The organism is Aquimarina sp. AWH4_224 (assembly GCF_056160245.1).
This window is the reverse complement of sequence record NZ_JBSWWU010000003.1, coordinates 416,275-442,621: the sequence shown is the minus strand read 5'-3', so window position 1 is coordinate 442,621 and position 26,347 is coordinate 416,275. Positions and strand designations below refer to the sequence as shown.

The window sequence follows — 26,347 nt, the reverse complement described above, 5'->3', positions numbered from 1 at the left end:
ATACTGATGAGGTGCTTTTTTTGTTGGTAAAAGATTACCTTTGCGCACAAAATAACACCATGTCTAATCCAATATATTTGGGGTATTATTTCACGATAACCCCATTGCAACCAGCTTCAGAAATTCTTATTGCAGAATTAGGGTATGCTGGTTTTGAAAGTTTTGTAGAAACCGAAGAAGGAGTACAAGCATTTATCCAAAAAGAAGAATGGAATGAGCATATTCTTGACGAAATACACATACTACAATCAGAAGAATTTAAAATCACCCATACCTTTGAAGAGATAGAGCAGGTAAACTGGAATAGCGAATGGGAAAAGAACTTTAATCCTATCGTTGTGGATGGAGTATGTTCTGTTCGAGCGCCATTTCATGATCAACCGGATACGGATTATGATATCATTATCGAACCAAAAATGTCTTTTGGTACGGGACATCATGAAACTACACATATGATGATACAGCATTTATTGCGTATCGATTTGAATGATAAAAAAGTGTTGGACATGGGATGCGGTACAGGAGTGCTAGCTATTCTCGCAGAGATGAAAGGAGCCTCACCAATTGACGCGATCGACATTGATAATTGGTGTTATTTGAATACTATTGAGAACGTCGAAAGGAACCGTTGTGTTGCTATAACTGCTTATGAAGGGGATGTAACTCTAATCAAGGATAAGAAATATGACTTGATTATCGCAAATATCAATCGTAATATCTTATTAAATGATATACCCAAGTATGCCCAATCTCTTTCCGATAAAGGTACGCTGCTTCTTAGTGGTTTTTATAAAGAGGATTTACCAGTAATTACAGAAGCTTGTGATCAACAAGGTTTTCAATTTGTGAATAATTTTGACAGAAATAATTGGATTGCAGCTTCTTATGAGTTAAAATAATCCTACAATCAGTTAATTTGAAAGCTTAAGTTAGTATATTTGTATAAAATTGTTCTCCATGAGTACTCAGGAAAAAGTATTAGAAGAAGTGTTGGAAAAATCGGTTGATCAAAGCAATAATGAAATTGTTTTGTACAACGATGATGTAAATACCTTTGATCACGTGATTGAGACGTTGATCTATTCTTGCGAGCATACACCGGTTCAAGCAGAACAGTGTGCCTTGTTGGTGCATTATACAGGAAAATGTACTGTAAAAACAGGAGCTTATAAAGAATTGGTACCACGTTGCTCAAAGCTACTTGAAGCAGGTCTTAGCGCTGAAATAGTATAAAAAAATAGATAATATGTATAAGAAAAGCAGCCTTTTTGGCTGTTTTTTTGTGTTTTAAGGCAGTCTTGAAATCATTTTTTTAAGATAAATCTCCTTAAAAATTTGATTTTTAGTTTTTTTAACGAAGATTAAGTTGTTTTTTATAATTTGTAAGAAAATACCTTCTGTCAGCTTTGGTTTTGTCATGAATTCTTTTTCTTTTATGAAAGTGTTAACAACTATGGAAATACGGCAGGTTTTAATAGTTTATTAACAAAAAATACTCTTAAATATATTGTGTATTTGGTCGATTTTTGCCTTGATTAAATCGAAGTAATTTTTAAATTTCTTTGAAAAAATCGTACGGTTTTCCCGTATTTTCAATAAATAGTTCAAAATATTAACTCATATTTCAAAAAAAATGTCATATATTCATCCCGCAAATTCGTAAAAGTTCAAAGCTTTATCAAAATTTGCGAGCAATATAAAAGGTAACTGGTTTATATTGTATTAGTAACTACACAAACTCAACTTATTAAAATGAAAAAAATCAAATTATTAGCACTATGTGCTATTGTAGCTGGTTTTGCTACATCTTGCCAAAAAGACGAAATCGCTAACGAAACTGCTCCGGAAGTATCTGTTGAAATTTCAGATGATCACAAAGCTGGGTTATTGGCAGCTGGTATAACAGCTGAAGCTTCTTACAAAACTATAGAATTACTTGATGGTTCTGTAGGTAAATATATCGTAGCAGACGATGTAAGACTACCAATTGACTTGTTTGAGTCAGGAGAGTTCAGATTAGGAACTACTGAAGATGGAAATAAGCAGTACAGAACTAATAACCTAATTAGTAGTGGTAACAGAACTATTGATATTTTAGGATTTACTGGTTCTTGTTGTGCGCTTACGTCTAACATGCGTACTGGATTACAGTGGGCAGTTAACAATTACAACAGAATTAATAGTACATTAAACTTTAGATTAACTTTTGGTACAAACTTCCAGGCAGCTGATATGGTAGTTTATAACAATGGTGCGTCTGGAGCTGGAGGACAAGCGGAATTCCCAAGTGGAGGAAGACCAGGTAAGTTTATCCAAATCAACGCTGGAACAGGAACTTTCGGCGGAAGTAATGTAAACAATGTAAATGAGCACGTAATCGGACACGAGATCGGTCACGCTGTTGGTTTCAGACACACAGACTACGCAAGAAGAAGATGTGGTGGAGCTAACGAAGGTGGCGGAGGAGTTGGAGCGATTCATATCCCTGGTACACCTACTGTAAATCAGTGGGGAGCTAGTGGACTTGACTCTGATTCTTTAATGATTTCTTGTTTTGATGGAAGCGAAGACGGAGAGTTTAGTAACTTCGACGTTGTAGCTTTAGAATTCTTATACTAATAAGAAACAAATTAATATCTGAGAATAAAAACTAAGCTTTGAACTTTTACAAAAACCATCCCAATATTGGGATGGTTTTTTTATGTCTATACTCTTTTTAGGATTTGATTTCTCCAGCAGAAATTGCTTTATCCAGGTTAATTTTTACCGTAGCGATACGATTAAAGAATTTAAGACCGTCTTTTCTTTTTACAGTTACAACGTTTTTTCCATTGCTGGTGTCTACATTGGTGATAATAACCGTCTTCTCGGTAAGGGCTTTATAATTTGCTATTCCTCCTTTTTTAATGATAAAATTTGTTTTAGGAAAATGGATATGTTCAAATTCTTGAGAAGAAGGAGCACCTATTACTAATTCATCACCAACTGAAGCGTTGGTTTGTTTAACGTTACTTTCTTGGGCGCTAGTGGTTAAAAATGCCAAAAACGCAATAATTAAGATTTTTTTCATTGTCAAATTAGTTTATTGTTAATTAAGAGTTACTTTTTTTACAAATTTAACAATATCATTGATTTCTTAAAAACTGTACAGTGGTTAAATAAAAGTTAATCTGTTATGATGTAATAGTATTACTTTTATTTTTGCACATAATAATTTTAAAATTGCGTGCAAATGAAATACTTGTTGCAAGATTTAAAGGTAAATATCAATGATAAGATCTATATAAAGGATCCAGAATCTTCGGATTTAGGGAAACGCATTATAGAACATAGCATTCTTATGATTCATGAAATAGGGTTTGAAGGCTTCACCTTCAAAAAACTAGGAGATAAAATTGGATCTAATGAGAGTTCTATTTATCGGTATTTCGAAAATAAACATAAATTACTGCTGTATCTTACTTCTTGGTATTGGGGCTGGTTAGAGTATCAATTGGTTTTTGCAACCAATAGCATTCCTAATTCAGAAGAGAAATTGAGAAGAGCGATAGAAATTATAACACAAACTGTACAGCAGGATTCCTCTTTTTCTCATATTAATGAGGTGCTTCTCAACAAAATTGTAATTAATGAATACTCAAAATCCTATTTGACCAAAGAGGTTGATCGCGAGAATAAAGAAGGGTATTTTTTGATCTATAAGCGTTTGGTAACTCGATTGAAAGATATGATTCATGAGTACAATAAAAAATACAAATATCCTTCAAGCTTGGCAAGTACAGTAATCGAAGGAGCATTACATCAACATTTTTTACAGGAACATTTTGCTACACTCACCGATTGTAGCGAAAAAGTTACTCCCTCAAATTATTTTGTAGACCTAGTGTTTAAATCTTTAAAATAACCCAAATGGCCAAAACTGTTTTAACCGCTTGGCAAAGACTAATAGGTCTTTTGCAGCTGGATAAAAAAGATATTTTACAAACCTTTTACTATGCTATTTTTGCGGGATTAGTAAATCTATCCTTACCCCTGGGTATACAGGCAATTATCAACCTTATACAAGGAGCTCAAATTAGTACTTCCTGGATCATCCTTGTGATACTGGTGACTCTTGGGGTTGTTTTTGCGGGAATGCTTCAACTGATGCAAATCAGAATTATTGAAAATGTACAGCAAAAAATCTTTACTCGTGCTTCTTTTGAGTTTACGTATCGTTTTCCAAAGATAAAGATGAGTGAACTGCGTAATTACTACCCTCCAGAATTGGCAAATCGCTTTTTTGATACCTTAACCACTCAGAAAGGTTTGTCAAAAATTCTGGTAGATTTTCCGGCGGCATTGTTGCAGATTATATTTGGATTGATGCTCTTGTCATTCTACCATCCGTTTTTTATTATCTACGGAATTTTACTACTGTTACTGGTATATGTGGTTTTTAAATACACGGCAAAGAGAGGATTAGAAACCAGTTTGAAAGAATCTAAAAGTAAGTACAAGGTAGCGCACTGGATTCAGGAAATTGCTAGATCTATTGTAAGCTTTAAATTATCTGGTAAAACCAATTTAGCATTGCAAAAAAATGATGCTTTGGTGACCGAGTATCTTTCAGCAAGAGAAAGTCATTTCAAGGTATTGGTCATTCAGTTTATTCAAATGATTGGTTTTAAGGTACTGGTAACTGCTGGTTTGTTACTTATTGGAGGTATTCTAGTACTCAATCAGGAAATGAATATCGGGCAATTTGTAGCAGCAGAGATTATCATTGTATTGGTTATTGGTTCTGTAGAAAAACTGATTACCGGCCTAGAATCCGTTTATGATGTATTGACCTCTCTTGAAAAACTTGGACAAGTAGTTGATAAAAATCTGGAACCACAAGAAGGAGAGAAGCCATTCAAAGAAAATGAAGGATTTACTGTAGAGTTAGATCATGTAACCTATACAACCAGAGAAGCGGGTAAGAAAATTTTGGATGATATCTCCTTATCCATAACAAAAGACTGTACCATTTTGGTACAGGGATCTAATGGATCGGGTAAATCCACTTTATTACGTTTAATCGCAGGTTTGATAAAGCCCGATTCGGGTAAAGTCTATGTAAATAATGTAGATCTATCTGGGATCAATTTAAACTACTACAGAGCACATTTGGGGCAATCGCTTACCGAGGAATCACCTTTTGAAGGAACAATCTTAGAAAATATCACCTTCGGCGATAGTACAATCCCACATGAGGATGTGTATTGGGCATTAGAGCAAGTGGGATTAACACAATTTGTAAAAGAACAAGCCAAAGGGTTGAATACCATTATTTATCCCGAAGGAAAACAAATCTCTTACACGGTGGCCAAAAAAATAGTGTTGGCTAGAGGTATAGTGCGAAGACCAAAATTATTGATCCTTAAAGATCCTCTAGATCAATTCGATGAAAACGAGGTGTCTCGTATTATGGATTTCCTAACCGCTCCAGAAAGACCTTGGGCATTGGTTGTAGTGAGTCAAAATAATAAATGGGCCAAAAGATGTGGTCGTATTATTCAGATAGAAAAAGGAAAAATTGTAAGCGAAAAATAAAGTGTTATGTTGAATATCACCCATAATAAACTAAATAAAAAGGTAGATCTTTCAGAATATAAGGCTGTAGAGAAAGTCTTTCATAGAAGGCATTACAAGTACTTTAATCGTTTTTTGAAGGTGTTTGCAGGGATTACTATTATTATTATGTTCTTGCCCTGGACACAAAATATTTCGGGAGTAGGAAATGTAACTACCTTAAAACCTGATCACAGACCGCAGACTATTCAATCTCCTATACCAGGGCGTATCGAACAGTGGTATGTGAAGGAAGGAGATTTTGTTAAAAAAGGAGATACAATCTTGTTTATCTCAGAGGTAAAGAATGAGTACTTTGATCCCAATTTGGTGCAACGAACAGGGAAGCAAATCAAGGCGAAATCGATGGCGGTGACCTCTTATCAGGAAAAAGTAAAAGCTCTGGACATTCAAGCCAATGCTCTTATTAATGAAAGAGGTTTGAAATTGCAACAAGCACAAAATAAGTTGATGCAATCCAGATTAAAGGTACAAAGCGATAGTATTGATCTAGAGGCTGCCAAAACTAATATTTCAATTGCGCAGCGCCAATATGATCGTACTGTGCAGCTAGAAAGCGAGGGACTTAAGGCATTGACTGATGTAGAAGAAAAACGTTTAAAGCTTCAGGAAACACAAGCAAAATTAATCTCACAAGAGAATAAACTCCTGGCCAGTAAGAATGATGTTATCAACGCAGAAGTAGAAATCAATCGCGTAACTGCCGAGTATACCGATAAAATCGCAAAGGCGCGTAGTGATAAGTTTACAGCTCAATCCAGTCAGTTTGACGCAGAAGCTCAAGTAACTAAGTTGGAGAATGAATATACGAATTATGAGATCCGTAATGATCTGTATTATATCCGTGCTCCGCAGGATGGTTTTATAAATAAGGCTATTCGCGCTGGTGTAGGTGAAACGTTTAAAGAAGGAGATCAGTTGCTCAGTATTATGCCTGCAGACTATGAACTTGCAGTAGAAACTTTTGTTAAACCTATCGATTTACCTTTGATCCATATTGGTGAAAAAATACGGATACAATTCGACGGTTGGCCGGTGATTATATTTAGCGGTTGGCCAAATGTATCTTACGGTACCTATGGTGGTAAAGTGGTGGCTATCGAAACGTTTATTAGTGATAACGGTAAATACCGTGTACTTATCGCTCCAGATGCTGATGATCATGATTGGCCCAAAGACATAAGAGTAGGATCAGGAGCTAATTCTATTGCATTGCTAGAAGATGTCCCCATTTGGTTTGAATTATGGCGTAAACTGAATGGTTTCCCACCAAATTATTATCAACCTGAAGGAAATACAGCTAAAGTTGGAAAAAAATAAGATGAAGAAAATCAGATTTTTGATCGTTTTATTAGGGATAGTTTCTTTGCATGCCCAAGACAATAATGAGTTGACACTTCGGTTTGAAGAGTATCTTGGATATGTGAAAAAATACCATCCTATAGCTAGGCAAGCAGAGCTGAATATCAATATAGGAGAAGCTAATTTGATGAAGGCCAGAGGAGGTTTTGATCCCAAAATTGAAGTAGACTACGACCGAAAGAAGTTTAAGGGAAGTGAGTATTACGACTTGTTGAATGCTACTTTCAAGATCCCAACCTGGTATGGTGTTGAGCTTAAAGGAGGTTTTGAGCAGAACGAGGGTGAATTTTTGAATCCTGAAAACTTTATCCCCGAAGATGGGCTTTTTAATGCCGGTATTTCGGTTTCTGTAGCAAGAGGGTTTTGGATCAATGAACGTATGGCTACCTTACAAAAGGCAAAGATTTTTAGAGAGCAAACCAAAGCTGATCGAGATCTTTTGGTCAATCAAATTCTATATGATGCCTCCTTGGCTTATTTTGATTGGTTAAAAGCATTTAATGAAAAGGAGATTTATGAGAATTTTTTGAATAATGCCGAGATTAGATTTCGAGGGATAAAGCAAAGTGCTTTGGCAGGAGATAAAGCAGCGATCGATACGGTTGAAGCCAAAATCACTGTGCAAAATCGTGCATTGAGTTTGGAGCAGGCCAAAGTGAAGTTGATCAAAACTTCCTTACAGTTATCTAATTTCTTATGGTTAGAGGGAAATGTTCCAGTAGAGTTACAACCCGAAGTAGTTCCTGATAACAACCTGGATCAAATTATTGATACTACTCTGGAGATACAAGGGAATCCATTAAGTGAATTTACTTTAGAAAATCACCCAAAACTAAGATCACTGGGGTATAAGATTGAAGGACTAGAAGTTGATCGGAAATTAAAAGCAAACAAACTCTTGCCCAGAATAGACCTGGAATATAACTTTTTGACCGAGACACCTGATGTAGGTAATTCGTTTACGACGCGGGAATATAAAGGAGGGATAACCTTTGAGTTTCCGTTATTTTTGAGAAAAGAAAGAGGAGATCTAAAGTTAGCTAAATTCAAAGTTCAGGATGCTAAATTTGAAAGACAAACTACAGAATTGCAAATTCAGAATAAAATCAATGCGATTTATGCCGAATTAGAGTCTTTTGAAACGCAAAACGAACTAATAGCGAATATTGTTAAAGACTATACCACTTTATTACAGGCAGAAGAGCGTAAATTCAGCTTTGGTGAGAGTTCTGTGTTTTTGATTAATTCTCGAGAACGAAGTCTTATTGATGCTAGATTAAAAGGAATAGAAGTGCAGAATAAGTTCTTTACGGCAAAAGCCAAACTGTTTAATAGTTTGGCTACCAATCCGGTGGATTTATAAGAATGCGTCTAGAAGTATTTGGAGATGGATATCCTTAAAAAACTATCCTCTCTAAAGTTGGAAAGAATAAACTCGTTTTGATCGATATCATTAAAAATTCGAGCTTCAATTTCTGCGGTCCAGGTACTTCCAAAACGTCTGGACGCCTCTAGACTAAAAATAGTACTACTAGATTCTAAGTCAGAGATCCCACCAACCAGAATTGAAGTATCTTGCGTATCGTTAAAAGCAATACGACTTCCAAAGAAGATGTCATTTTGTAAAGCATTAAGAGCAAGTTCATCACGTTCATCGTACAAATACTCTCCCAAAAGACCTATATCCAGACCATTTCCGTCGATATTAGAAAAAGTATACTCTAATCCTGCGGTAAGTGCTACAAACTCCTGAGCTTCAGCATGACGATAGATGGATTCTAATTTCCATAAAAATGCATTATGAGTAATTTGCAGATCTAGCCCGGCCTGATGTATGACAGGATAAAAAGCATTGATATTTCCCGTGGTATCAAAAGTAAAAAGAGGTTCTCTTCCGTTACCATGAAAGTAAGAAAGCCCAATATCAAAAGCATTAAAATAGTGTTTCCAGCGAAAAGCAAGGTCTTGTCTCCACTCTTCGGCTCCACTTTCATACTCCAAATCGTCTTTATCAATCACCACAGGAAAACGTAACCTTCCCTTATCACCTGCAAAAGTACGTTTCCGATGATATGGCAGGTAAAAAAAGTCGAAAGTCCCAAATTTTTGAGTGATCCAGGTAAACTGGGCCATAGGCTGCCCTAGCTTTTCTTCGCCGTCAAAAGTCTCAACCGCATCTGTCTGGTTGATGATATCAACCAGATGATTACTCTCTGTAACTCCCCAGTAGATCTTTTTGACACCCAAGCTTAATTCCCAGTTGTTTTTTGCCTTTTGATAATACAATTCGCGGATATCCCAATGCGTACGTTCATCATCTACATCCAGACGAAAAAAACCTTTAAAATTGATGCTTTCATAACCTTTGTTCCAGGAGATATTATATTCGGGTCGAATGGCCAAAGAAGGGAAATGATCTTCCTGCTCTTCAAATAAGGCATCATCATAGAAATAACGATACTCTCCTTCTAATTCTAATTCGAATTCTTGAACTGTTTTTTTGCTATCATCGTTTTGAGCATGCATGTTGAATCCTACGCATAGGAGCGCTACAAATGTGATATGTCTAATTTTCATGTATTTACTTTTTTAATTCCTGGTCTTTTACCATTCCAAAAATTGTAATCAAAATCCCGATAAGAATAATAAACAGTAGCATGACGAAAAATGGATTTTGATAGATGCAGAATAGTACAATTGAGCATATACTAAAGAACAATCGTATAGGTATGGTCCATTTATATATTTTTTGAACTCGGTACCAAAAAACCAAAGTGATGAGAGTACCCAACCCTATAAACATCATGCCTAGCAAATTTGCGATATCGGGTTGATATGAGGTGTTGCTGTTTAATATTGAAAACACAAGGCTAGGTTGTATTATTAATAATAATCCACTAACTAAAAGAACAATAATAGGATATAACAAACTAAGCCTTGTGTATTTCATCATGAAATAAAATTTACTGACCGGCGCGTTGTAATGCTACCTGTGTAAAATCCTCGTCTGATAATTCGATGTCAAAATTGTATTCTTCGAACTTCAACAAGGTTTCTTTATTACTTTGGTGATTTACCATATTGAAAGTAAGTGCTCTCCAGTACTTTCCTTTGTATAACTTATAATCGGTGTAGGTAAGCGTTTTGAGAAGGGAGTTTTTACGATCATAAAATTCTACTTTTTCAATACGATATCCTTTATCTTTGTTATAAGTCACAACACGACGTGTATACCCTGATTTTGGGTCTACAGGATCTTGTTCTACTACCAATAAATTTCCTTTTTCTTCCAGAAATTTGTAGGCGTATTTTTCTACTTCTTGAGAAGATAGATCTTCATAAGCAAACTCGCTTCCTACGAACGGACCAGATTTATTATTAGAAGATATTCTTTTTACCCTTTTGATAGAAGGTAGAAATAACCACTGATCATCAGAACCTACTTTATGAGTAAAGGTTAAGGTAGAGGTGCCTTTCACATCCTTTGGACTGTTAAAAACGATTAAAGATTTATCTCCATCTTCGGTAAGTTCTAAGGTTCTTGTTTCTAGATATCGTTCACTGGTCTGACCATTTTTATTCTTTAAGGTCATTTTTAGTTTTACCTTAGAACTTCCAAATCCCAGGTCAGCTTGTTCTGCTGCTTTGGCAATTTGTAACCCTCTTTCTTCTGCATTTTGAGCAGATAAAGAAGTGATTCCTGCTATTGCAATGATTGCAAAAAATAACTGTTTCATTGTTTTTATAATTTTTAGTTAAGAATAACAGCAAGATTCGGGTGATTCGTCTCGGGCCAATCAGCCCAAACCCTACTGTTATGAGAAGTTTTTGATTTATTTATCCAATTGTATTTGTGGTTGTAATGAACGTACGTTTTCTTTACTTTCGCTCTTTTTACTGATCAGAATAAGTAGTGATGGTAGTAAGATGAAATCAATGATCAATGCTGCTACAATAATAATTACCGTTATCCTGGCCATATAACTATTCAATGCGAATGAAGAGGTAGACAAGACTGCAAAACCTGCTAATAAAACAATGGTTGTCGTTACCAAAGCTTTACCTACGGTCTCGAAGGCATAGATAACTGCTTGTTTAGCATCGTAATTGAGCTCCCGTCGAGCCCTTAAAAATTTACTCATAAAGTGAACCGTATCATCTACGATGATTCCTAGAGTCATACCAAAAACAATCACCATCCCGGTATTAATTTGTGCTTTGTACATGGCCCAGAAACCGAACCCTACCAGGACTGGAGTCACATTAGGAATAATACTTAGTAAACCTAATTTGAAGTTGCGCAGTGCAAGCATTAGTACTATGGAAATCAATATTAAGGCAATGATGTTTCCTTTAAACATACTATCGGCTTGTCTGAACCCAAGTTTTGAAAACATGAGTGTTGGACTTACTCCTATAGCGTGCATCGCATCAGGAGTATGATCCTCTAACCAGCGTTCTGCACGTTTGGAGAAGGCAATCATTTCTGCACTAGAGATGTTTTCGATCGTCGCTGTAACTCTCGTTTCGGATTTGTCTACATTAATTTGATTATTCAGATCAAGTCCAAAAGGAAGAGATAGTTCGTATAACAACAAGTATTGAGCCGCTTCTTCTCGATTAGCGGGGACTTTGTAGTAAGACTCATTATCACCGTGCATCGATCGATTAACTCTTCGGGCTACTTCACTAAAGGCATTTACATGTACTACCTCCGGTTGTTGATTCAACCAGTCTTCAAACTCATTTAGTTTTTGAAGGTATTCCGGATTGTTGATCCCTCCACTTTCTCCACTGCCAACAGAAAATTCAACATTATAAATCCCTGTTAAGTTATCACTGATATAGTCCGTATCACTTCTAAACTGGACAGTTTCATCAAAATAATTAATGAACTCATCATTAAATTGATTTTTGGTGGCCAGATACGTTAAACCTCCAATAACTGCTATCGAAATAATAGTAAGTCGAACAGGTTGCTTGGTAACAAATAGCCCAAGATTGGTATACCATCCAAATTTTTCAGGTGTATTTTCTGCTTTCTGCTTTGTTTTTACAGGAAGAATAGCCATCAATGCCGGCAAAGTACTGGTAGAGTAGATAAATGCCATTGTCATACCAAATGCAGTAATGTTTCCTAGGTCCCAAAACGGAGGAACATCTCCAAAATTCATGGTTAGAAACCCGATCACTGTGGTAAGACTCGTAATAAATACCGGCATAAAATTAAGACGTATAGATTCTACTAAAGCGTCATGTTTGCTGTATCCCTCTTTTCGCATTTTTTGAAGCATGGTAATCAGGATATGAATACTATCTGCAACTGCCAGAGTAAGAATCATGGTTGGGAATACAGAAGAGGGAGGGGTGAGCTTAATCCCCATTAACCCCACAAATCCTACTGCACTCATTATAGAAAACATTACTACAACCAACGTAGCTAAGGTGCTAACAAAGTTTCTAGTAAGGATAAGAGTGGTGATTACCACAATAATTAGCATAATCATGGTCAACATTAAATCCCGCATCGAGGACTCAAAAAAGGCAGTGTTCAAAGGGACCAAACCGGAGGAATGTACTTCAAAATTAGGATGCTTTTCTTGAAAATTCGAGATCGTACTGCGTATAAAAGCAGTTACTTCTGGGATTTCTTTAGCACTGTCTTCTCCTGGGAGTCTTACTGTCACGTTTATAGCAGTAACACTGCCTTCTTCGTTGAGTAATCGATTTACTAATAAAGGTTCTTTGAGTGCTTTTCTTCGTATTTCTGCTATATCCTGAGGTGTTTTGTTTGCAGACTCGTACGAAAGATCATCTACATAGAGATCATCTCCTTGTGCACTAGTATGTTGAAAATTGGTAACCGCATCTACTCTGGATGAGTAAGGGGTATTCCATGCTTCGGCGGTGAGTTCTTCTATGGCGACCAAATTTTCTTTGGTAAAAATGTTGCCATTAGAAGGAGATAATACAATTACTATGTTATCATCTTTAGTGTATTTTTCTTGTAAAGCGTCAAAAGCTTCAAGCTCAGGGTTCGATTTACTGAAAAATACATGATAATCTCCATCAAATTCCATAGCTCCTTGGGAACCTAATCCCATTGAAAGGATAATTGTTGCTAGTAGGACGTACCACTTGTTTTTGATCACAAATTGCGCCCACCGCTTAGCAAAAGTGTTCGTAACGTTACTTGCTTTTTTAAGTGCATTCATAATTACAGTTGTTAGTTGACCAGTCAATTAGTAATAGAAAATACTATTCAATTGATCTTTGTTGTTAAGAGTTATTTGTATGAAGACGATTAGATCGAATTTATTTGGACAGGGGTGTTCAAATAAATTTTTAAAAAAGTTGACCAGTCATCTATAAATAGATTAAAAATTTTTTTACCAGGATAAAATTAGAGTTTGTTTCATATAATTTTGTTATTAGATTGTTAATAATTGACCAGTCGTCTATTAAAATTTCAAAAAAAATTACTTCAGAAATAGGAGTTTGGTCATTTTCATCACATTGTCAATAGGTTCGGCACTTTTCATTTCTTTCATAGTTGTCATTGCTCCTTTTCCCGCATCTTCGAGAAAAGATACCATGGCTTCTACATCAATATCGGCTTCTACTTCACCAAGTCGTTGTGCTTCTAATCCAACAGCAACGATTTCATTTTTCACCTTATTATGCAGTGCTAGTATGGCTTCTCTGATATTGTCATTATGTTCAGACATTTCATTACTCAGATTACAGCCCATACATCCCATTTTGCATTCTAGTTCTTCTTTCACAACATCAATCCGGTGTTCATAAAAGTTTAGTAAACGTTGTTTGGGAGAACTAACCGAGGAGTCGTGTAAAATGTCTAATGCGGTTCCAAATTGCATATCAAAATACTTTCTCAATGCTTTGATAGCAAAATCTTCTTTACTGTCAAAGTAGAAATAAAAAGAACCTTTAGGTACATCTGCAGCTTTTACAATATCATTGACACTTGTCCCATTATATCCCCTAGACCAAATAATATGCAGACCTTTTTCCAAAAGGTAATCTGCTTTTGTTTCATGTTTTAGGGTTTTAGACATCTTTTTCTTACAATTTTGCTAGCAAAAATATGACCACCCGTCTAGTAATTCAAAATTTTAAATGTTAAATTTTTGTTTATTGAGTTTATCGTTAGTTTCAAATATTTGACTATCAATTTTTTGTATTTGTAGTACTAATAAGTGTCGCCCATATACACCAAACTATTTTTAACATGGTGTTTTGGCATTGCAGGAGCAACCATACAACAAGTAGAACCCAAATAGAATAAGGCGATCTCATCAATTTTGGAAACTCTGGATCCCAATTGAATATGTTCTGGGAGTTCAATGGTGCCAACCGCTGGTCCTCCTACAATCGATAAATGCCATTTTTGATCCTCATCATCTGTGATGTCAATATTTATTCGTTCATTCCTGAAGGCTGGAATAGAAGGATTGTCTTTGTAGAACCAAGGTCTTAAAATAATCAAATCCCCCTTAATATGTTGTATACGCGTAATTGTGCCATCTACAGGGGCGTGAATTCGATGGTAATTTTTATTATGTAAAAATACATTGGTAAATACATAATCCTTATCGATCTCGTTTTCACTAACTCCAAAGATATGATGCACTGCTCTAAGGTCTCCTTTTACATTTGATTTGTTAATGTTATGTACAAAATCCATGTCACAAAGTAGTCCTTCACATGGCCAAACTGTTGGAGAGGAGTTTTGAGGAAGTTCTTTGAACTGTCTAACAAAGAAGTCCTGAAAGTTGAGATACTTTGATCTACCAAAAGGAGGTTTAAATTGACTTAGATAATCAGCTTCTTCATAATGAAATTTGCAATAAGGTTTAATGAGAAACTTCGAAATATGAAGATTGAAGACATTTGCGTAAATTCCTGAAATAAAACGTTGAAACCAACTAGGAATGACCCCCCAAATTCTTAACGATAAGAATTCGTAAAAGGACGCGTGTTTAATTTGAACTGAATCTAAGACGTCTATTTTGCCATCCAAAGATGCAGCCATTTGTATCTCTTTCGACATTTGATTTTTGATTAATGAATGAATGGTTTCCAATTTAGATACTTTCAAAATGCCTGTCAATAGAGGATTACACAAAATATTCTTAAATAAATTAATAGATGTTAAACTTTAAGAGAGTTTTAAGGTGAAATTTACTATGCTAGCATAGTAAATTATTAATCAAACATGAAGAATAATACATTTTTAATAACATCATTATGAAATTTTTCAGTTTTCAGCAATAAATAGGTCATATCTATAACTTTTTCAATTTCGGATATGACAAAAACTTAACGATTTACTTAAACGTTTGAGAAAATTTAAATGTATTTTTTGAACAAGTATTAAGTTGTTGAAAACTAGCTAATTGCGTTTATTTTTTAACCTTTTTTCATTTTTAACCTTCTTTTTTTGAGGGATCTCTTCTTGTATTGATCTCTGCTGATTTTTTTGAACGCCCTTGGTTACCGCCTAATTTAGATCCTGAAATTTTCGCGAACAATCAAACTAAAACTTATTAATTAATCAAAACAAAGTCAGTATGAAAAACAGCTTACTTAAGATTCTATTTTGGGGGATCATCTTGACGGTAAGTAACTCCTATGCTCAAAGTGTTTCGGGGACAGTTACTGAGGAAAACGGAACTCCAATACCTGGGGTAAATATTATAGTAAAGGGAACTACCGACGGTACTTCTACAGATTTTGATGGGAAATACACCATCGATAACTTATCAGAAGGTGCCATCTTAGTGTTTAGCTCTTTGAGTTTTAAAACACAGGAAATTCTTGTAAATGGTCAAACCACCATTAATGTGATCATGGTATCAGATACAGAAGCCTTAGGCGAGGTAGTAATTCTGGGTTATGGTCAGGTACAAAACAAAAAATCAGTTACTTCTGCGGTAAGTACGGTATCTACAGAACAAATAGAAAGAGTACCGATTGCTCTGCCAGAAGCTGCATTACAAGGAACGGCACCGGGAATTGCGGTTACGCAAACCTCTGGAGCACCAGGAGCACCGCTTACGGTGAGACTTAGAGGTACTAGTTCTACTGGGGCTTCTACACCTTTATTTTTGGTAGACGGGCAGCAAGTACCTAACCTAAATCATATCAATGCCAGTGATATTGAAAGCTTCAGTGTGTTAAAAGATGCAGCATCTGCTTCGATTTTTGGAGCAAGAGGAGGGAACGGAGTTGTGCTTATAGAAACCAAATCAGGAAAAAGAAATCTTGCTGCACCAAAAGTTTCGATAGATGGATATACAGGTTTTCAGTCCTTATTAAGGAAACCAGATCTAATGGACAAGAATCAGTATGTCCAGTATTTTAATGAATTTCAGGCATCAAATGGAGGGACACAGCTAACCGATGCAGAGATCGCCGCTTTACCGGACACAGACTGGTATGATGAGCTTTTTGATACTACTCCGATTAGTAATATCGCAGCTTCTGTAATAGGTGGAGGAGAAAAATACTCCTATGCAATTTCTGGAGGAATTTTTCAACAAGACGGTATGCTAGGTGGAAGAGAGAACAAGTCTAACTTCGATAGAAAAAATGTTAGAATAAATTTTGAAACCGATATTCGTGAGAACTTTAATGTTGAGGTTAATGCGAATTTAGCAGATATTGATCGTAACTTTTTGTTAGAAAATGCTGGAGTTACAGGAACATCAATTATTAACTTTATCAATGCGATGCCAGCGATTTATCCGGTTAATGATCCTAACGATCCGTCGGTGCCGTTCAATCCAGGTAACCAAACCAACCCAGTTGTAGTAAATGGTGTAACATTACCGGCACTCGGCGCGGTTGCAAATCCTGAGTTGGCATTATTGCTGAATAACAACAATACGCAAACCGCAGTAACCAATGCCAGTATAAAAGGAGATTGGGAGATTTTTGATAGATTTAGGCTGCAAGGAACTTATTATCATTTTAATTCTGATGCATTTACCAAACAGTTTTTTCCTTCTTTCAATTTTCCAACGCAGGCGATCGCTTCTCCAAATGCAACCTTAATAGAAACAAGAACAGAGACGGTATTACGACAGTTTGATGCTAATGTAAGATATGATTTTTTCCAAAACTCAGACCATAAATTGGACGCATTAGCTGGGTTTTCCACATACGAATCAGATTTTTCTAATAGTTCATTGTCTGGGGTTGGTTTTTTTGTAAATACGCTAGATGAAGCCAATTTTGCATTGATTACAAATCCTTCAAGTATTACTGTAGCACCTCCGGTGGAAACAGAGAATAACCTATTGGGTATTTATGGTAAGGTAAAGTATAGCTATATGGATAAATATAATGTAGAAGCTACTTTACGTGCAGATTCATCTTCAAATTTTGGAGATGATAACAGAACTGGTATTTTCCCTTCGGTATCCGCGGGATGGGTGATTTCTGAAGAAAATTTCTTACAAGATTCTGAAGTAATTAATTTATTAAAGCTTAGAGCTAGTTGGGGTATTAATGGTAGTGACTTTATCGCTCCATATCAATTCTCTCCGATTTTAAATGCTGGTTCAGGAACCAACTTCGGTGGAGGACTAAACCCAGGACTTACTCCTGCATTTTTACAAAACCCTGATGTAAAGTGGGAAGAAGTGGCGCAAACCAATATTGGTTTGGATATTAATGCCTTTAATAATGCCTTAGGAATTACTATAGATTACTACAATAAACAATCTTCCGATGTTTTAATTCCAATCGGGATACCTATATTCTCAGGATTCCCTGCACCTGCAACCAATATTGCTGATGTAGAAAACCAAGGTTTTGAATTTTTAGTTTCTTATCAGCAAACTTATAAAAGTGGATTTAGATGGCAATTAGGAGCAAACCTGGCAGTAAATGAGAATGAAGTAACCAGTATTGGTAATAACGGGCAACCACTGCAAGGAGGGAATACTTTTGTGTTCAATGACCCTATTACACTTACTACTGAAGGAGAAGCAATTTCGAGTTTCTTTGGATTTGAGGTAGAAAGTATAGATGATGATGGCAATCTTGTGTTTAGAGATTTTGATGGTGATGGTAATCCAGATAAGACGTTTATAGGTAGTCCTCTACCAGATTTCACCTATGGAATCACGTTGGATCTTGAATACAAAGGATTTGATCTTAGTACCTTCTTATACGGATCTCAAGGAAACGACATTTTTGATGCTACGTTAAGACCGGACGGGGCATTTACCAATAGAAAAGAATCTTTTCTTACCAATGGAGTAGTTAATAGACTCGGTGGCTTTACTCCTCAGGTTTCAGACTTTTTCGTACAAGATGGTTCTTTCTTAAAAATGAAAACCTTGACTTTAGGATATTCACTTAAAGAGAGCTGGGTAGAGAGCATTGGATTAAATAGATTAAGAATCTATGGAACTGCGCAAAACCTATTCTTAATAACAGATTATGATGGAACTGATCCAGAAATTGGAGAACAAGCTTCAGGAAACTCTTTGGATCTGGGTATAGACAGAGGGTTTAATCCTCAGCCAAGAACATTTTTATTCGGGTTTCAGTTAGAATTCTAAAAACAAAACATCATGAAAAATATAAAACTTAAAAATATTTCTGTCAAGGCCATTCTTGGGATATGTATGGTGACTTTTATGACGATTTCCTGTGAGGATGATTTTCTCGATAGAGAACCGATAACATCTTTAACTTCGGATGCTATACAAACGGAAGATGATATAGCTTCTTTGGTGATAGCAACGTATGATCCATTGCGTTGGCAGGTAATAAACAATAACCTAGGACATCACTTTCCAGTCATGTTTCAAGGAATTCGTGCAGACGATGTATTCTCTCAGTGGGCTAATTTCTGGGTAGCGGGAAGAGTGTTTGATCAAAACCCAATTCCACCTAACAACCCAAGTGTATTAGGATGGTGGAGAAAATGGTTTACCATGGTGTCCAGAGCAAATACCGCAATTGGTGTTATCGAAGAATCTCCAGACGAAATCTATGCAGATCCTGTAGCTACCAAAGCACAATTAATTGCAGAGGCTAGATTTTTGAGAGGATTAGCCTATTTAGAACTTGTGAAGAATTTTGGTGGAGTACCTGTAATTACAGAACGAATTACGGATGCCAATTTCAATTTCAAAATACCAAGAAGCACTGCGCAAGAAGTATATGATAACGTAATAGAACCAGACTTATTAGCAGCAGCACAAGCACTACCGGCAACCGCAGCTCAGCAAGGAAGAGCAACTAGTGGAGCAGCATATGCATTTTTGGCAAAGGCACATTTATACCAAGAAGAATATGCGCAAACTGTGGAGTATACCGAAGAGGTAATGGCACTTGGATATAGTTTGGAGGAGAATTTTGGAGATAACTTTAGTCTTACCAACGAATATGGGAAAGAATCTATTTTTGAAATAGGATACGAGGCAAATATCATTTATAACAATTGGGAATCTCCAGGAGGAATATTCAATCAAGGTTCTGCAACTCATCAGTTAATGGGATTCTTATTTAACAGTGGTGTTGGTAACAGTGCATTCGGAAACGCAGTGCCAAGACAAGAATTAATCGACTTCTATGATGATTCTGACCAAAGAAAGAATGCTACATTCATTACACCGCTAACTGTCGATCTACCAACAGACTTGAATGGAGGTGTTCGTGGACCAATAAGTTGTGGGTGTCAAATCGATCAATCCGACCAGTGTTTATTACCAGATCAAAGTAATTCTGGAGACTGGTTATTTGGTACAGATACTTACGGCTTTTTCTGGCAAGTTTGTGATAATGCCGGTAACGTTTTACCATCGTGGATATCAAAAGCTACGATGAGGAAATATCATATTCCAGTATCAGTACAAGAAAACACATTGAATTTTGCAGATTCTCCATTAAACGAAAAAATGATGAGATATGCAGAAGTATTATTAATGCATGCCGAAGCTTCTATCTTGGGAGGAGGAGGAGACGGAGCGTCTTCTTTCCAACAAGTACTTGATAGAGCCTATGGGGCAGGTAATCCAGCAGCTCCTGCATATACCTTTCAAGGTATTAAGGATGAAAGAAGGAGAGAGTTAGCTACCGAAGGTTGGAATCGATATACCGACTTGGTACGATGGGGAGATGCAGAAACGGTGTTAAACAATGTAGAAGTAGGAACGCAGTTTCAGAAAGTTTTTGTGGTAGGTAGAGATGAATTGTTACCTATCCCTCAGTCTGAAATTGATCAGGTGGGATCAGATATTCTACAACAAAACCCGGGATACAATTAGGATTGTTGAATTAGCTTAATTCATTCAGTAAATTTTAATGTTAAAAAAGGAGTTATTTCTGTACATAAAACTGCGAAATGCTCCTTTTTTATCTAGGCTATGATCTTAATAATAAAGTGGTTATCTTGATTTACGAAAATTACAAACCTAAGTTTCGGGGATTTTTAAGAAAGTAATTCCTTTTCCAAAGAAATAGTAGAAATTTTACCGCAAAGAAAAATCGTGAAATGTATTATATAGGATTTGACATAGGGAGCTCTTCGATCAAAGCGGCACTGGTAAATGCTGAAAATGGGAAGTCCATAGCTTCTGTAAATGAACCCGAAGAGGAGATGGATATCATTTCTGTCCAGAAAGAATGGGCTGAACAAAATCCAGAATCCTGGTGGGAAAATGTATGTAAAGCTTCTAAGAGATTACTGAAAGAAAATACAATTGGACCAGAGCAAATAAAAGGAATCGGAATTTCGTATCAGATGCATGGTTTGGTGGTTGTAGATGACAAAGGAGAGTTGATTCGGGATTCAATCATTTGGTGTGATAGCCGGGCAGTAGCAATAGGAAATAAAGCTTTTGAAGAGATAGGAGAAGAAAAGTGTATGGAGAATCTATTGAATTCTCCAGCTAATTTTACCGCTTCAAAATTAAAATGGGTACAACAAAACGAACCTGAAAAATATGAACGCATCCATAAATTTCTGTTACCAGGAGATTATATAGCGTTTAAATTTACAGGAATCATAAACACTACAACTTCAGGTCTCTCTGAAGGGACTTTATGGGATTTTAAAGACGATAAACCAGCAAATTGGTTATTAGAACATTATAACCTTGATGCATCATTAATTCCAGATATCATTCCTACTTTTTCGAATCAGGGAGAACTATCAGTAAAAGGAGCGGGCGATAGCGGGCTTAATCCGGGAACTCCTATTTTATATCGAGCAGGTGATCAACCCAACAATGCACTATCGCTTAATGTTTTTAAAGCGGGAGAAGTAGCCGCTACAGGGGGGACTTCTGGAGTAATCTATGCGGTTACCGATAACCTTTCTGCTACAGAGGGACTTAAATTAAACAATTTTGCCCATGTCAATCATTCCCAAAACCAACCCAGTATTGGTAAACTTTTGTGCATAAACGGAGCTGGAATTCAATATCGATGGTTGAAAAATAATCTGAATCTGGAAACGAATTCGTATCAAACCATGAATTCACATGCATCAAAGGTATCGGTTGGATCTAATAATCTACAATTGATTCCCTTTGGAAATGGCGCAGAGCGTATGTTTGATAACCAAACTATAGGAACTCATATCTGTAATCTAAACCTCAATAAGCATAATCGGTCACATATTTTTAGAGCAGCACTCGAGGGGATAGCATTCTCCTTTGTGTATGGTATGGAAATATTAAAAAAAGACAATACCACAATCAATGTGATCCGTGCGGGGAATGACAATTTATTTCGATCAGAAATCTTTTCGAATACCGTAGCTACCTTGATCAATCAGGAAATTGAGATTTACAATACCACTGGTGCAATAGGAGCCGCTCGAGCAGCAGGTTTAAGTGATGGTACATTTGATGATTTTGGAACAATGATCACCAAAAATGACCATGTAATGACCTACCACCCTTTACAAAATCAAGACGATTACAAAGAAGCATATAAAAACTGGAAAACAGAATTAAATAGAATTTTAAAAAAATAATGATATGGCCTTAGTTGGAGATAAAGAATATTTTAAAACCATAAATGATATACAATTTGAAGGAAAAGAGTCGGATAATCCTTTAGCATTCAAATATTATGATGCGAACCAAGTGGTAGCAGGTAAAACGATGCGCGAGCATTTTAAGTTTGCCGTTGCTTATTGGCATACCTTCTGTGGACTTGGAGCCGATCCCTTCGGACCAGGAACTCAAAAATTCGAATGGGATACTGCTTCAGATCCTATTCAGGCGGCCAAAGATAAGGCTGATGCAGCCTTCGAGTTTATCACCAAAATGGGATTTGATTATTTCTGTTTCCATGATTATGATCTGGTTCAGGAAGCACCTACGTTTTCAGAATCTGAAAAAAGACTAGCTACCATTGTAGATTATCTTAAACAAAAAAAGGAAGCTTCAGGGGTAAAATTATTATGGGGAACTGCAAATTGTTTTTCGAACCCACGCTATATGAATGGAGCGGCTACAAATCCTGATTTTGATGTGTTGGCAAGAGCAGGAGGACAGGTCAAATTAGCCCTGGATGCAACCATAGCATTAGATGGCGAAAATTATGTGTTTTGGGGTGGTAGAGAAGGATATATGTCTTTGCTCAATACCAATATGAAAAGAGAGCTAGATCATATGGCACGCTTTCTTACCATAGCAAGAGATTATGCCAGAGCGCAAGGTTTTAAAGGAACATTTTTTATAGAACCAAAACCGATGGAGCCTACAAAACATCAGTATGATTTTGATACGGCAACTTCTATTGGCTTTTTGAAAGAGTACGGTTTGGATAAAGACTTTAAAATCAATATCGAGGTCAACCATGCAACTCTAGCGCAACATACATTTCAACACGAATTACAGGTGGCAGCAGATGCAGGTATGTTGGGAAGTATCGATGCCAACAGAGGAGACTATCAAAACGGATGGGATACCGATCAATTCCCAAATAACATATTAGAAGTGACAGAAGCTATGCTGGTATTTCTAAAAGCTGGAGGGCTTCAAGGAGGAGGTGTCAACTTTGATGCTAAGATCCGTAGAAATTCTACAGATCTGGAAGATGTCTTTTTAGCGCATATTGGTGGGGCAGATACTTTTGCTCGCGCATTGATCACAGCTGATAAAATTCTTTCAGCTTCACCATACCAAAAATTAAGAGAAAAAAGGTATGAATCCTTCGATGCTGGAAATGGAAAAGCCTTTGAAGATGGAAAATTGGATTTAAAAAATCTATATGATATCGCTATTCAAAACGGTGAATTGGAACTACAAAGTGGAAAGCAGGAGTTGTTTGAAAATATTATAAATCAATACATCTAATTTTACATGGAGTCAATATTAGCGTTTCAGGATTGGATTGTATTAGGATTATATTTTGTGGCACTTATAGGAGTTGCTGTATGGGTAGTCCTTCAAAAAAACAAGAATACCGAAGATTATTTTCTGGCCGGTAGAAATGTAGGTTGGTTTGTGATCGGAGCATCTATTTTTGCGTCTAATATTGGCTCAGAACATGTAGTAGGATTGGCAGGTACCGGAGCAGAGTCCGGAATGCCAATGGCACATTACGAACTCCATGCCTGGATAGTTTTGGTTTTGGGATGGCTTTTTCTTCCTTTTTATGTGCGAAGTAAAGTATTTACCATGCCAGAGTTTTTAGAAAAAAGGTTCGATAGCAGATCAAGATGGTTTTTATCGCTTTTTTCATTAGTAGGGTATGTAATTACCAAAGTTTCGGTTACTATTTATGCAGGAGGGATTGTCGTTTCAGAACTGATAGGAATACCGTTTTGGTATGGAGCAATTGGAATCGTCTTATTTACCGGTTTGTATACAGTTGTAGGAGGAATGAAAGCCGTAATATATACCGAAACGCTGCAGACCGTTATCCTAATTACAGGATCTGTTATTATCACCTACTTGGGATTAAAAGAAGTAGGTGGATGGGACACTCTACGAGAAACAGTGGGATCTAACCATTTTAATATGTGGCGCCCGATGAGTGATCCGGATTTTCCTTGGACGGGCCTATTGTTTGGAGGAACAATCGTAGGGATTTGGTATTGGTGTACCGATCAATATATTGTACAACGAGCGCTTGCTGCCAATAATATTACCATAGGAAGAAGAGGAGCTATTTTTGGAGCTTATCTCAAAATATTACCCATTTTCATTTTTCTAATCCCAGGAATTATTGCCTTTGCACTTGCCAAACAAGGGGTGCTTACCTACGAGAAAGCAGATGAGGTTTTTCCAATACTGGTTAAAACATTATTGCCTGTTGGACTAAAAGGTTTGGTCGCCGGAGGACTTATGGCAGCTTTAATGAGTTCATTAGCATCCGTTTTTAATTCGTGCTCCACCATTTTTACGATTGATATTTATAAAAAACTGAAACCTACAACACCAGAAAAGAAGCTGTTAAATATTGGGAAATTGGCGACTGTAGTTATGGTAGTTTTGGGGATCACATGGATACCTATTATGGAAAAAATTGGGGGAGGAGTATTGTATCAATACCTACAAAGCGTGCAATCTTATATTGCACCACCGATTACAGCAGTATTCCTGCTCGGAGTGTTGTGGAAAAAAATGAATGCTCGGGCAGCCATTATCACATTGTTTTCTGGATTAGGGGTTGCTGCTTTACGAATCGTAGCAGAAATTTTTAAAGACAATTTATCAGGAGTGCTATATTCTTTTGCAACCATAAATTTTGCACATATGGCTATATTTATGTTTGTATTCTCGGTAATCATAGCTGTTATTATAAGCTTGTGTACTGCGCCTCCCAATTATGCCACCATATCCGGACTTTCTTTCGGTACGTTGTCAAAAGAACACAAAATAGAAAATAAGAAAAGCATTGCTCTTATCGATATTGTATTATCGGTGCTACTGGTGCTTATAGTAATCACAATATTGTCCTACTTCGTAGGCTAAAAATGGACATATAATATGAAATTTTTTATAGATACTGCCAACCTGGATCATATTCAAGAAGCACAAGCACTTGGTGTTTTAGACGGGGTAACCACAAATCCTTCGCTTATGGCAAAAGAAGGGATTACAGGGAAAGATAATATCCTAAAACATTATCAAAATATATGCGAAATCGTGGATGGAGATGTTTCTGCAGAAGTAATCAGTACTGATTTTGAAGGAATGATCAAAGAAGGAGAAGAATTAGCAAAATTACACCCTCAAATAGTGGTGAAAATCCCAATGATCAAAGAAGGAATTAAAGCGATTAAGTATTTTGCTGATAAGGGGATTAAAACGAACTGCACATTGATTTTTTCTTGTGGGCAAGCATTGTTGGCGGCCAAGGCGGGAGCGACATATGTTTCTCCTTTTATCGGGAGATTGGATGATGTGTCTACAGATGGGTTACTCTTGATTAATGAAATACGGGAGATTTACAACAATTACAATTTTGAAACAGAAATTCTTGCAGCTTCAGTGCGCCATACCATGCATGTGGTAAATTGTGCCAAAATAGGAGCTGATGTGATGACTGGGCCATTATCTGCGATTGAAGGATTAGTAAAACATCCTCTTACCGATAATGGATTAAAAAAGTTTCTTGAGGATGCAAAATCTTTAGTGGTATAAAAAAATAGTAGATATGGATTATAAAGCAGTAGCAAACGAGTTTTGGGAACGAGGATTCGTTATTTTCGAAGACTTTTTTGAAGATAGCTTGATGGATGACTATAATCAAAAAATACTGGAGCATTACGGTGTAAACCCAAATTGGGAACATACCGAAGAGTTTATTACAAAATCTGCTGTAGAGGTCATCCCTTGGTTTCCGTATAGAGAAGGAAAAAATTATTTTGATGGGATCGATAAGGACCAGAAGTTTAATGAAATTACAGATCATATATTAAATACAGGATGGCAAAATTTGTATTGTATGATGATGTTTTCAAAGGGCGGTAGCAAAGGTCAAGCTTGGCATCAGGACTGCCTGCCAGAAGACAAATCCACTTATAATCTTAATCGATTGGTATATACTCATGATATTACCGAAGCAACAGGAGGAGAAATCGCCATTTTCCCTGAAACTCACAAGAAAGGAAGGCTGTCAGTAGGTGTGCCAAACGAGGATCTAGACGGGCAGTTAGTCTTTAGGCCCAAAAAGGGAACTGTTATTTTTTTACATGGCCATTGTTGGCATAAGGTGTTACCGGTAAAGAAAGATCGAATATCTTCCAACTTCAGAGCTGTTCCTCAAGACACACCTGAAGATATCACCGATATCTGTGTGTATCGTAATATGTTGTATAAATTCTCTACCAGTGAGGTTATAGAAGAAAGGTCCTAGTAAG

Annotated in this window: 20 protein-coding genes; 14 read left to right on the top strand and 6 right to left on the bottom strand. The window is 36.5% G+C overall.

The window, feature by feature from the left end:
• The first annotated feature begins 59 nt into the window (after window positions 1–59).
• The 3 genes from prmA (at window position 60) to ACXAGJ_RS08065 (ending at window position 2,619) form a co-directional block, all read left to right on the top strand.
• Window positions 60–899 (top strand): 50S ribosomal protein L11 methyltransferase, encoded by an 840-nt coding sequence (gene prmA, locus ACXAGJ_RS08075; protein WP_474838757.1) that lies wholly within the window; start codon window positions 60–62, stop codon window positions 897–899.
• A gap of 58 nt (window positions 900–957) precedes the next feature.
• Window positions 958–1,233 (top strand): ATP-dependent Clp protease adaptor ClpS, encoded by a 276-nt coding sequence (locus ACXAGJ_RS08070; protein ID WP_073316942.1) that lies wholly within the window; start codon window positions 958–960, stop codon window positions 1,231–1,233.
• Window positions 1,234–1,752: 519 nt separating this feature from the next.
• Window positions 1,753–2,619: a M57 family metalloprotease gene (locus ACXAGJ_RS08065; protein WP_474838755.1), complete on the top strand. Its 867-nt coding sequence runs from the start codon at window positions 1,753–1,755 to the stop codon at window positions 2,617–2,619.
• Between the two features lie 97 nt (window positions 2,620–2,716).
• On the opposite strand, the gene ACXAGJ_RS08060 is transcribed toward ACXAGJ_RS08065, so the two are convergent.
• Window positions 2,717–3,070, bottom strand: a complete 354-nt coding sequence (locus ACXAGJ_RS08060) for a hypothetical protein (protein ID WP_474838753.1) — start codon at window positions 3,068–3,070, stop codon at window positions 2,717–2,719.
• Between the two features lie 162 nt (window positions 3,071–3,232).
• Here ACXAGJ_RS08060 and ACXAGJ_RS08055 point away from each other — a divergent pair, with 162 nt between their 5' ends.
• From ACXAGJ_RS08055 to ACXAGJ_RS08040, 4 genes are read left to right on the top strand one after another with little or no spacing between them, the layout of a single operon-like run.
• The gene (locus tag ACXAGJ_RS08055; protein ID WP_474838751.1) at window positions 3,233–3,904 is read left to right on the top strand and encodes a TetR/AcrR family transcriptional regulator; all 672 of its coding nucleotides are present in this window, start codon (window positions 3,233–3,235) and stop codon (window positions 3,902–3,904) included.
• Window positions 3,905–3,909: 5 nt separating this feature from the next.
• Window positions 3,910–5,577: a peptidase domain-containing ABC transporter gene (locus tag ACXAGJ_RS08050; protein ID WP_474838749.1), complete on the top strand. Its 1,668-nt coding sequence runs from the start codon at window positions 3,910–3,912 to the stop codon at window positions 5,575–5,577.
• A gap of 6 nt (window positions 5,578–5,583) precedes the next feature.
• On the top strand, window positions 5,584–6,936 hold the full coding sequence (locus ACXAGJ_RS08045) for an HlyD family secretion protein (protein WP_474838747.1): 1,353 nt from the start codon (window positions 5,584–5,586) through the stop codon (window positions 6,934–6,936).
• Window position 6,937: 1 nt separating this feature from the next.
• On the top strand, window positions 6,938–8,341 hold the full coding sequence (locus ACXAGJ_RS08040; RefSeq protein ID WP_474838745.1) for a TolC family protein: 1,404 nt from the start codon (window positions 6,938–6,940) through the stop codon (window positions 8,339–8,341).
• 8 nt (window positions 8,342–8,349) lie between these two features.
• Here the strand turns inward: ACXAGJ_RS08040 and ACXAGJ_RS08035 are convergent, their stop codons facing one another.
• The 5 genes from ACXAGJ_RS08035 to ACXAGJ_RS08015 all read right to left on the bottom strand — a co-directional run bounded on the left by ACXAGJ_RS08035 (window position 8,350) and on the right by ACXAGJ_RS08015 (window position 15,052).
• Window positions 8,350–9,555, bottom strand: a complete 1,206-nt coding sequence (locus tag ACXAGJ_RS08035; protein WP_474838743.1) for a hypothetical protein — start codon at window positions 9,553–9,555, stop codon at window positions 8,350–8,352.
• A 386-nt stretch (window positions 9,556–9,941) separates the two neighbouring features.
• On the bottom strand, window positions 9,942–10,715 hold the full coding sequence (locus ACXAGJ_RS08030) for an outer membrane lipoprotein-sorting protein (RefSeq protein WP_474838741.1): 774 nt from the start codon (window positions 10,713–10,715) through the stop codon (window positions 9,942–9,944).
• A 96-nt stretch (window positions 10,716–10,811) separates the two neighbouring features.
• A complete protein-coding gene (locus ACXAGJ_RS08025) occupies window positions 10,812–13,193 on the bottom strand; it encodes an efflux RND transporter permease subunit (protein ID WP_474838739.1) in 2,382 nt (793 codons plus the stop codon).
• Window positions 13,194–13,457: 264 nt separating this feature from the next.
• Complete coding sequence (locus ACXAGJ_RS08020; protein ID WP_474838737.1) at window positions 13,458–14,057, bottom strand: TetR/AcrR family transcriptional regulator; 600 nt, start codon at window positions 14,055–14,057, stop codon at window positions 13,458–13,460.
• A gap of 134 nt (window positions 14,058–14,191) precedes the next feature.
• Window positions 14,192–15,052, bottom strand: coding sequence for a phosphatidylserine decarboxylase (locus tag ACXAGJ_RS08015; RefSeq protein ID WP_474838735.1), 861 nt, complete (start codon window positions 15,050–15,052; stop codon window positions 14,192–14,194).
• Window positions 15,053–15,572: 520 nt separating this feature from the next.
• On the opposite strand from ACXAGJ_RS08015, the gene ACXAGJ_RS08010 reads away from it, so the two are divergent.
• The 7 genes from ACXAGJ_RS08010 to ACXAGJ_RS07980 all read left to right on the top strand — a co-directional run bounded on the left by ACXAGJ_RS08010 (window position 15,573) and on the right by ACXAGJ_RS07980 (window position 26,343).
• Window positions 15,573–18,575, top strand: coding sequence for a SusC/RagA family TonB-linked outer membrane protein (locus ACXAGJ_RS08010; RefSeq protein WP_474838733.1), 3,003 nt, complete (start codon window positions 15,573–15,575; stop codon window positions 18,573–18,575).
• 12 nt (window positions 18,576–18,587) lie between these two features.
• Window positions 18,588–20,288, top strand: a complete 1,701-nt coding sequence (locus ACXAGJ_RS08005) for a RagB/SusD family nutrient uptake outer membrane protein (protein WP_474838731.1) — start codon at window positions 18,588–18,590, stop codon at window positions 20,286–20,288.
• Window positions 20,289–20,515: 227 nt separating this feature from the next.
• Complete coding sequence (locus ACXAGJ_RS08000) at window positions 20,516–22,003, top strand: xylulokinase (protein ID WP_474838729.1); 1,488 nt, start codon at window positions 20,516–20,518, stop codon at window positions 22,001–22,003.
• Window positions 22,004–22,007: 4 nt separating this feature from the next.
• Complete coding sequence (gene xylA / locus ACXAGJ_RS07995; RefSeq protein ID WP_474838727.1) at window positions 22,008–23,333, top strand: xylose isomerase; 1,326 nt, start codon at window positions 22,008–22,010, stop codon at window positions 23,331–23,333.
• 6 nt (window positions 23,334–23,339) lie between these two features.
• Window positions 23,340–24,956: a sodium:solute symporter gene (locus tag ACXAGJ_RS07990; RefSeq protein ID WP_474838725.1), complete on the top strand. Its 1,617-nt coding sequence runs from the start codon at window positions 23,340–23,342 to the stop codon at window positions 24,954–24,956.
• A gap of 15 nt (window positions 24,957–24,971) precedes the next feature.
• Window positions 24,972–25,628, top strand: a complete 657-nt coding sequence (gene fsa / locus ACXAGJ_RS07985) for a fructose-6-phosphate aldolase (RefSeq protein ID WP_474838723.1) — start codon at window positions 24,972–24,974, stop codon at window positions 25,626–25,628.
• A gap of 13 nt (window positions 25,629–25,641) precedes the next feature.
• Complete coding sequence (locus ACXAGJ_RS07980; protein WP_474838721.1) at window positions 25,642–26,343, top strand: phytanoyl-CoA dioxygenase family protein; 702 nt, start codon at window positions 25,642–25,644, stop codon at window positions 26,341–26,343.
• Window positions 26,344–26,347 lie beyond the last annotated feature (4 nt).

Bases quoted from the DNA above. Each gene is read 5' to 3' on its own strand.
- prmA (WP_474838757.1), top strand. From the start codon at position 60: ATGTCTAATCCAATATATTTGGGGTATTATTTCACGATAACCCCATTG.
- ACXAGJ_RS08070 (WP_073316942.1), top strand. From the start codon at position 958: ATGAGTACTCAGGAAAAAGTATTAGAAGAAGTGTTGGAAAAATCGGTT.
- ACXAGJ_RS08065 (WP_474838755.1), top strand. From the start codon at position 1,753: ATGAAAAAAATCAAATTATTAGCACTATGTGCTATTGTAGCTGGTTTT.
- ACXAGJ_RS08060 (WP_474838753.1), bottom strand. From the start codon at position 3,070: ATGAAAAAAATCTTAATTATTGCGTTTTTGGCATTTTTAACCACTAGC.
- ACXAGJ_RS08055 (WP_474838751.1), top strand. From the start codon at position 3,233: ATGAAATACTTGTTGCAAGATTTAAAGGTAAATATCAATGATAAGATC.
- ACXAGJ_RS08050 (WP_474838749.1), top strand. From the start codon at position 3,910: ATGGCCAAAACTGTTTTAACCGCTTGGCAAAGACTAATAGGTCTTTTG.
- ACXAGJ_RS08045 (WP_474838747.1), top strand. From the start codon at position 5,584: ATGTTGAATATCACCCATAATAAACTAAATAAAAAGGTAGATCTTTCA.
- ACXAGJ_RS08040 (WP_474838745.1), top strand. From the start codon at position 6,938: ATGAAGAAAATCAGATTTTTGATCGTTTTATTAGGGATAGTTTCTTTG.
- ACXAGJ_RS08035 (WP_474838743.1), bottom strand. From the start codon at position 9,555: ATGAAAATTAGACATATCACATTTGTAGCGCTCCTATGCGTAGGATTC.
- ACXAGJ_RS08030 (WP_474838741.1), bottom strand. From the start codon at position 10,715: ATGAAACAGTTATTTTTTGCAATCATTGCAATAGCAGGAATCACTTCT.
- ACXAGJ_RS08025 (WP_474838739.1), bottom strand. From the start codon at position 13,193: ATGAATGCACTTAAAAAAGCAAGTAACGTTACGAACACTTTTGCTAAG.
- ACXAGJ_RS08020 (WP_474838737.1), bottom strand. From the start codon at position 14,057: ATGTCTAAAACCCTAAAACATGAAACAAAAGCAGATTACCTTTTGGAA.
- ACXAGJ_RS08015 (WP_474838735.1), bottom strand. From the start codon at position 15,052: ATGTCGAAAGAGATACAAATGGCTGCATCTTTGGATGGCAAAATAGAC.
- ACXAGJ_RS08010 (WP_474838733.1), top strand. From the start codon at position 15,573: ATGAAAAACAGCTTACTTAAGATTCTATTTTGGGGGATCATCTTGACG.
- ACXAGJ_RS08005 (WP_474838731.1), top strand. From the start codon at position 18,588: ATGAAAAATATAAAACTTAAAAATATTTCTGTCAAGGCCATTCTTGGG.
- ACXAGJ_RS08000 (WP_474838729.1), top strand. From the start codon at position 20,516: ATGTATTATATAGGATTTGACATAGGGAGCTCTTCGATCAAAGCGGCA.
- xylA (WP_474838727.1), top strand. From the start codon at position 22,008: ATGGCCTTAGTTGGAGATAAAGAATATTTTAAAACCATAAATGATATA.
- ACXAGJ_RS07990 (WP_474838725.1), top strand. From the start codon at position 23,340: ATGGAGTCAATATTAGCGTTTCAGGATTGGATTGTATTAGGATTATAT.
- fsa (WP_474838723.1), top strand. From the start codon at position 24,972: ATGAAATTTTTTATAGATACTGCCAACCTGGATCATATTCAAGAAGCA.
- ACXAGJ_RS07980 (WP_474838721.1), top strand. From the start codon at position 25,642: ATGGATTATAAAGCAGTAGCAAACGAGTTTTGGGAACGAGGATTCGTT.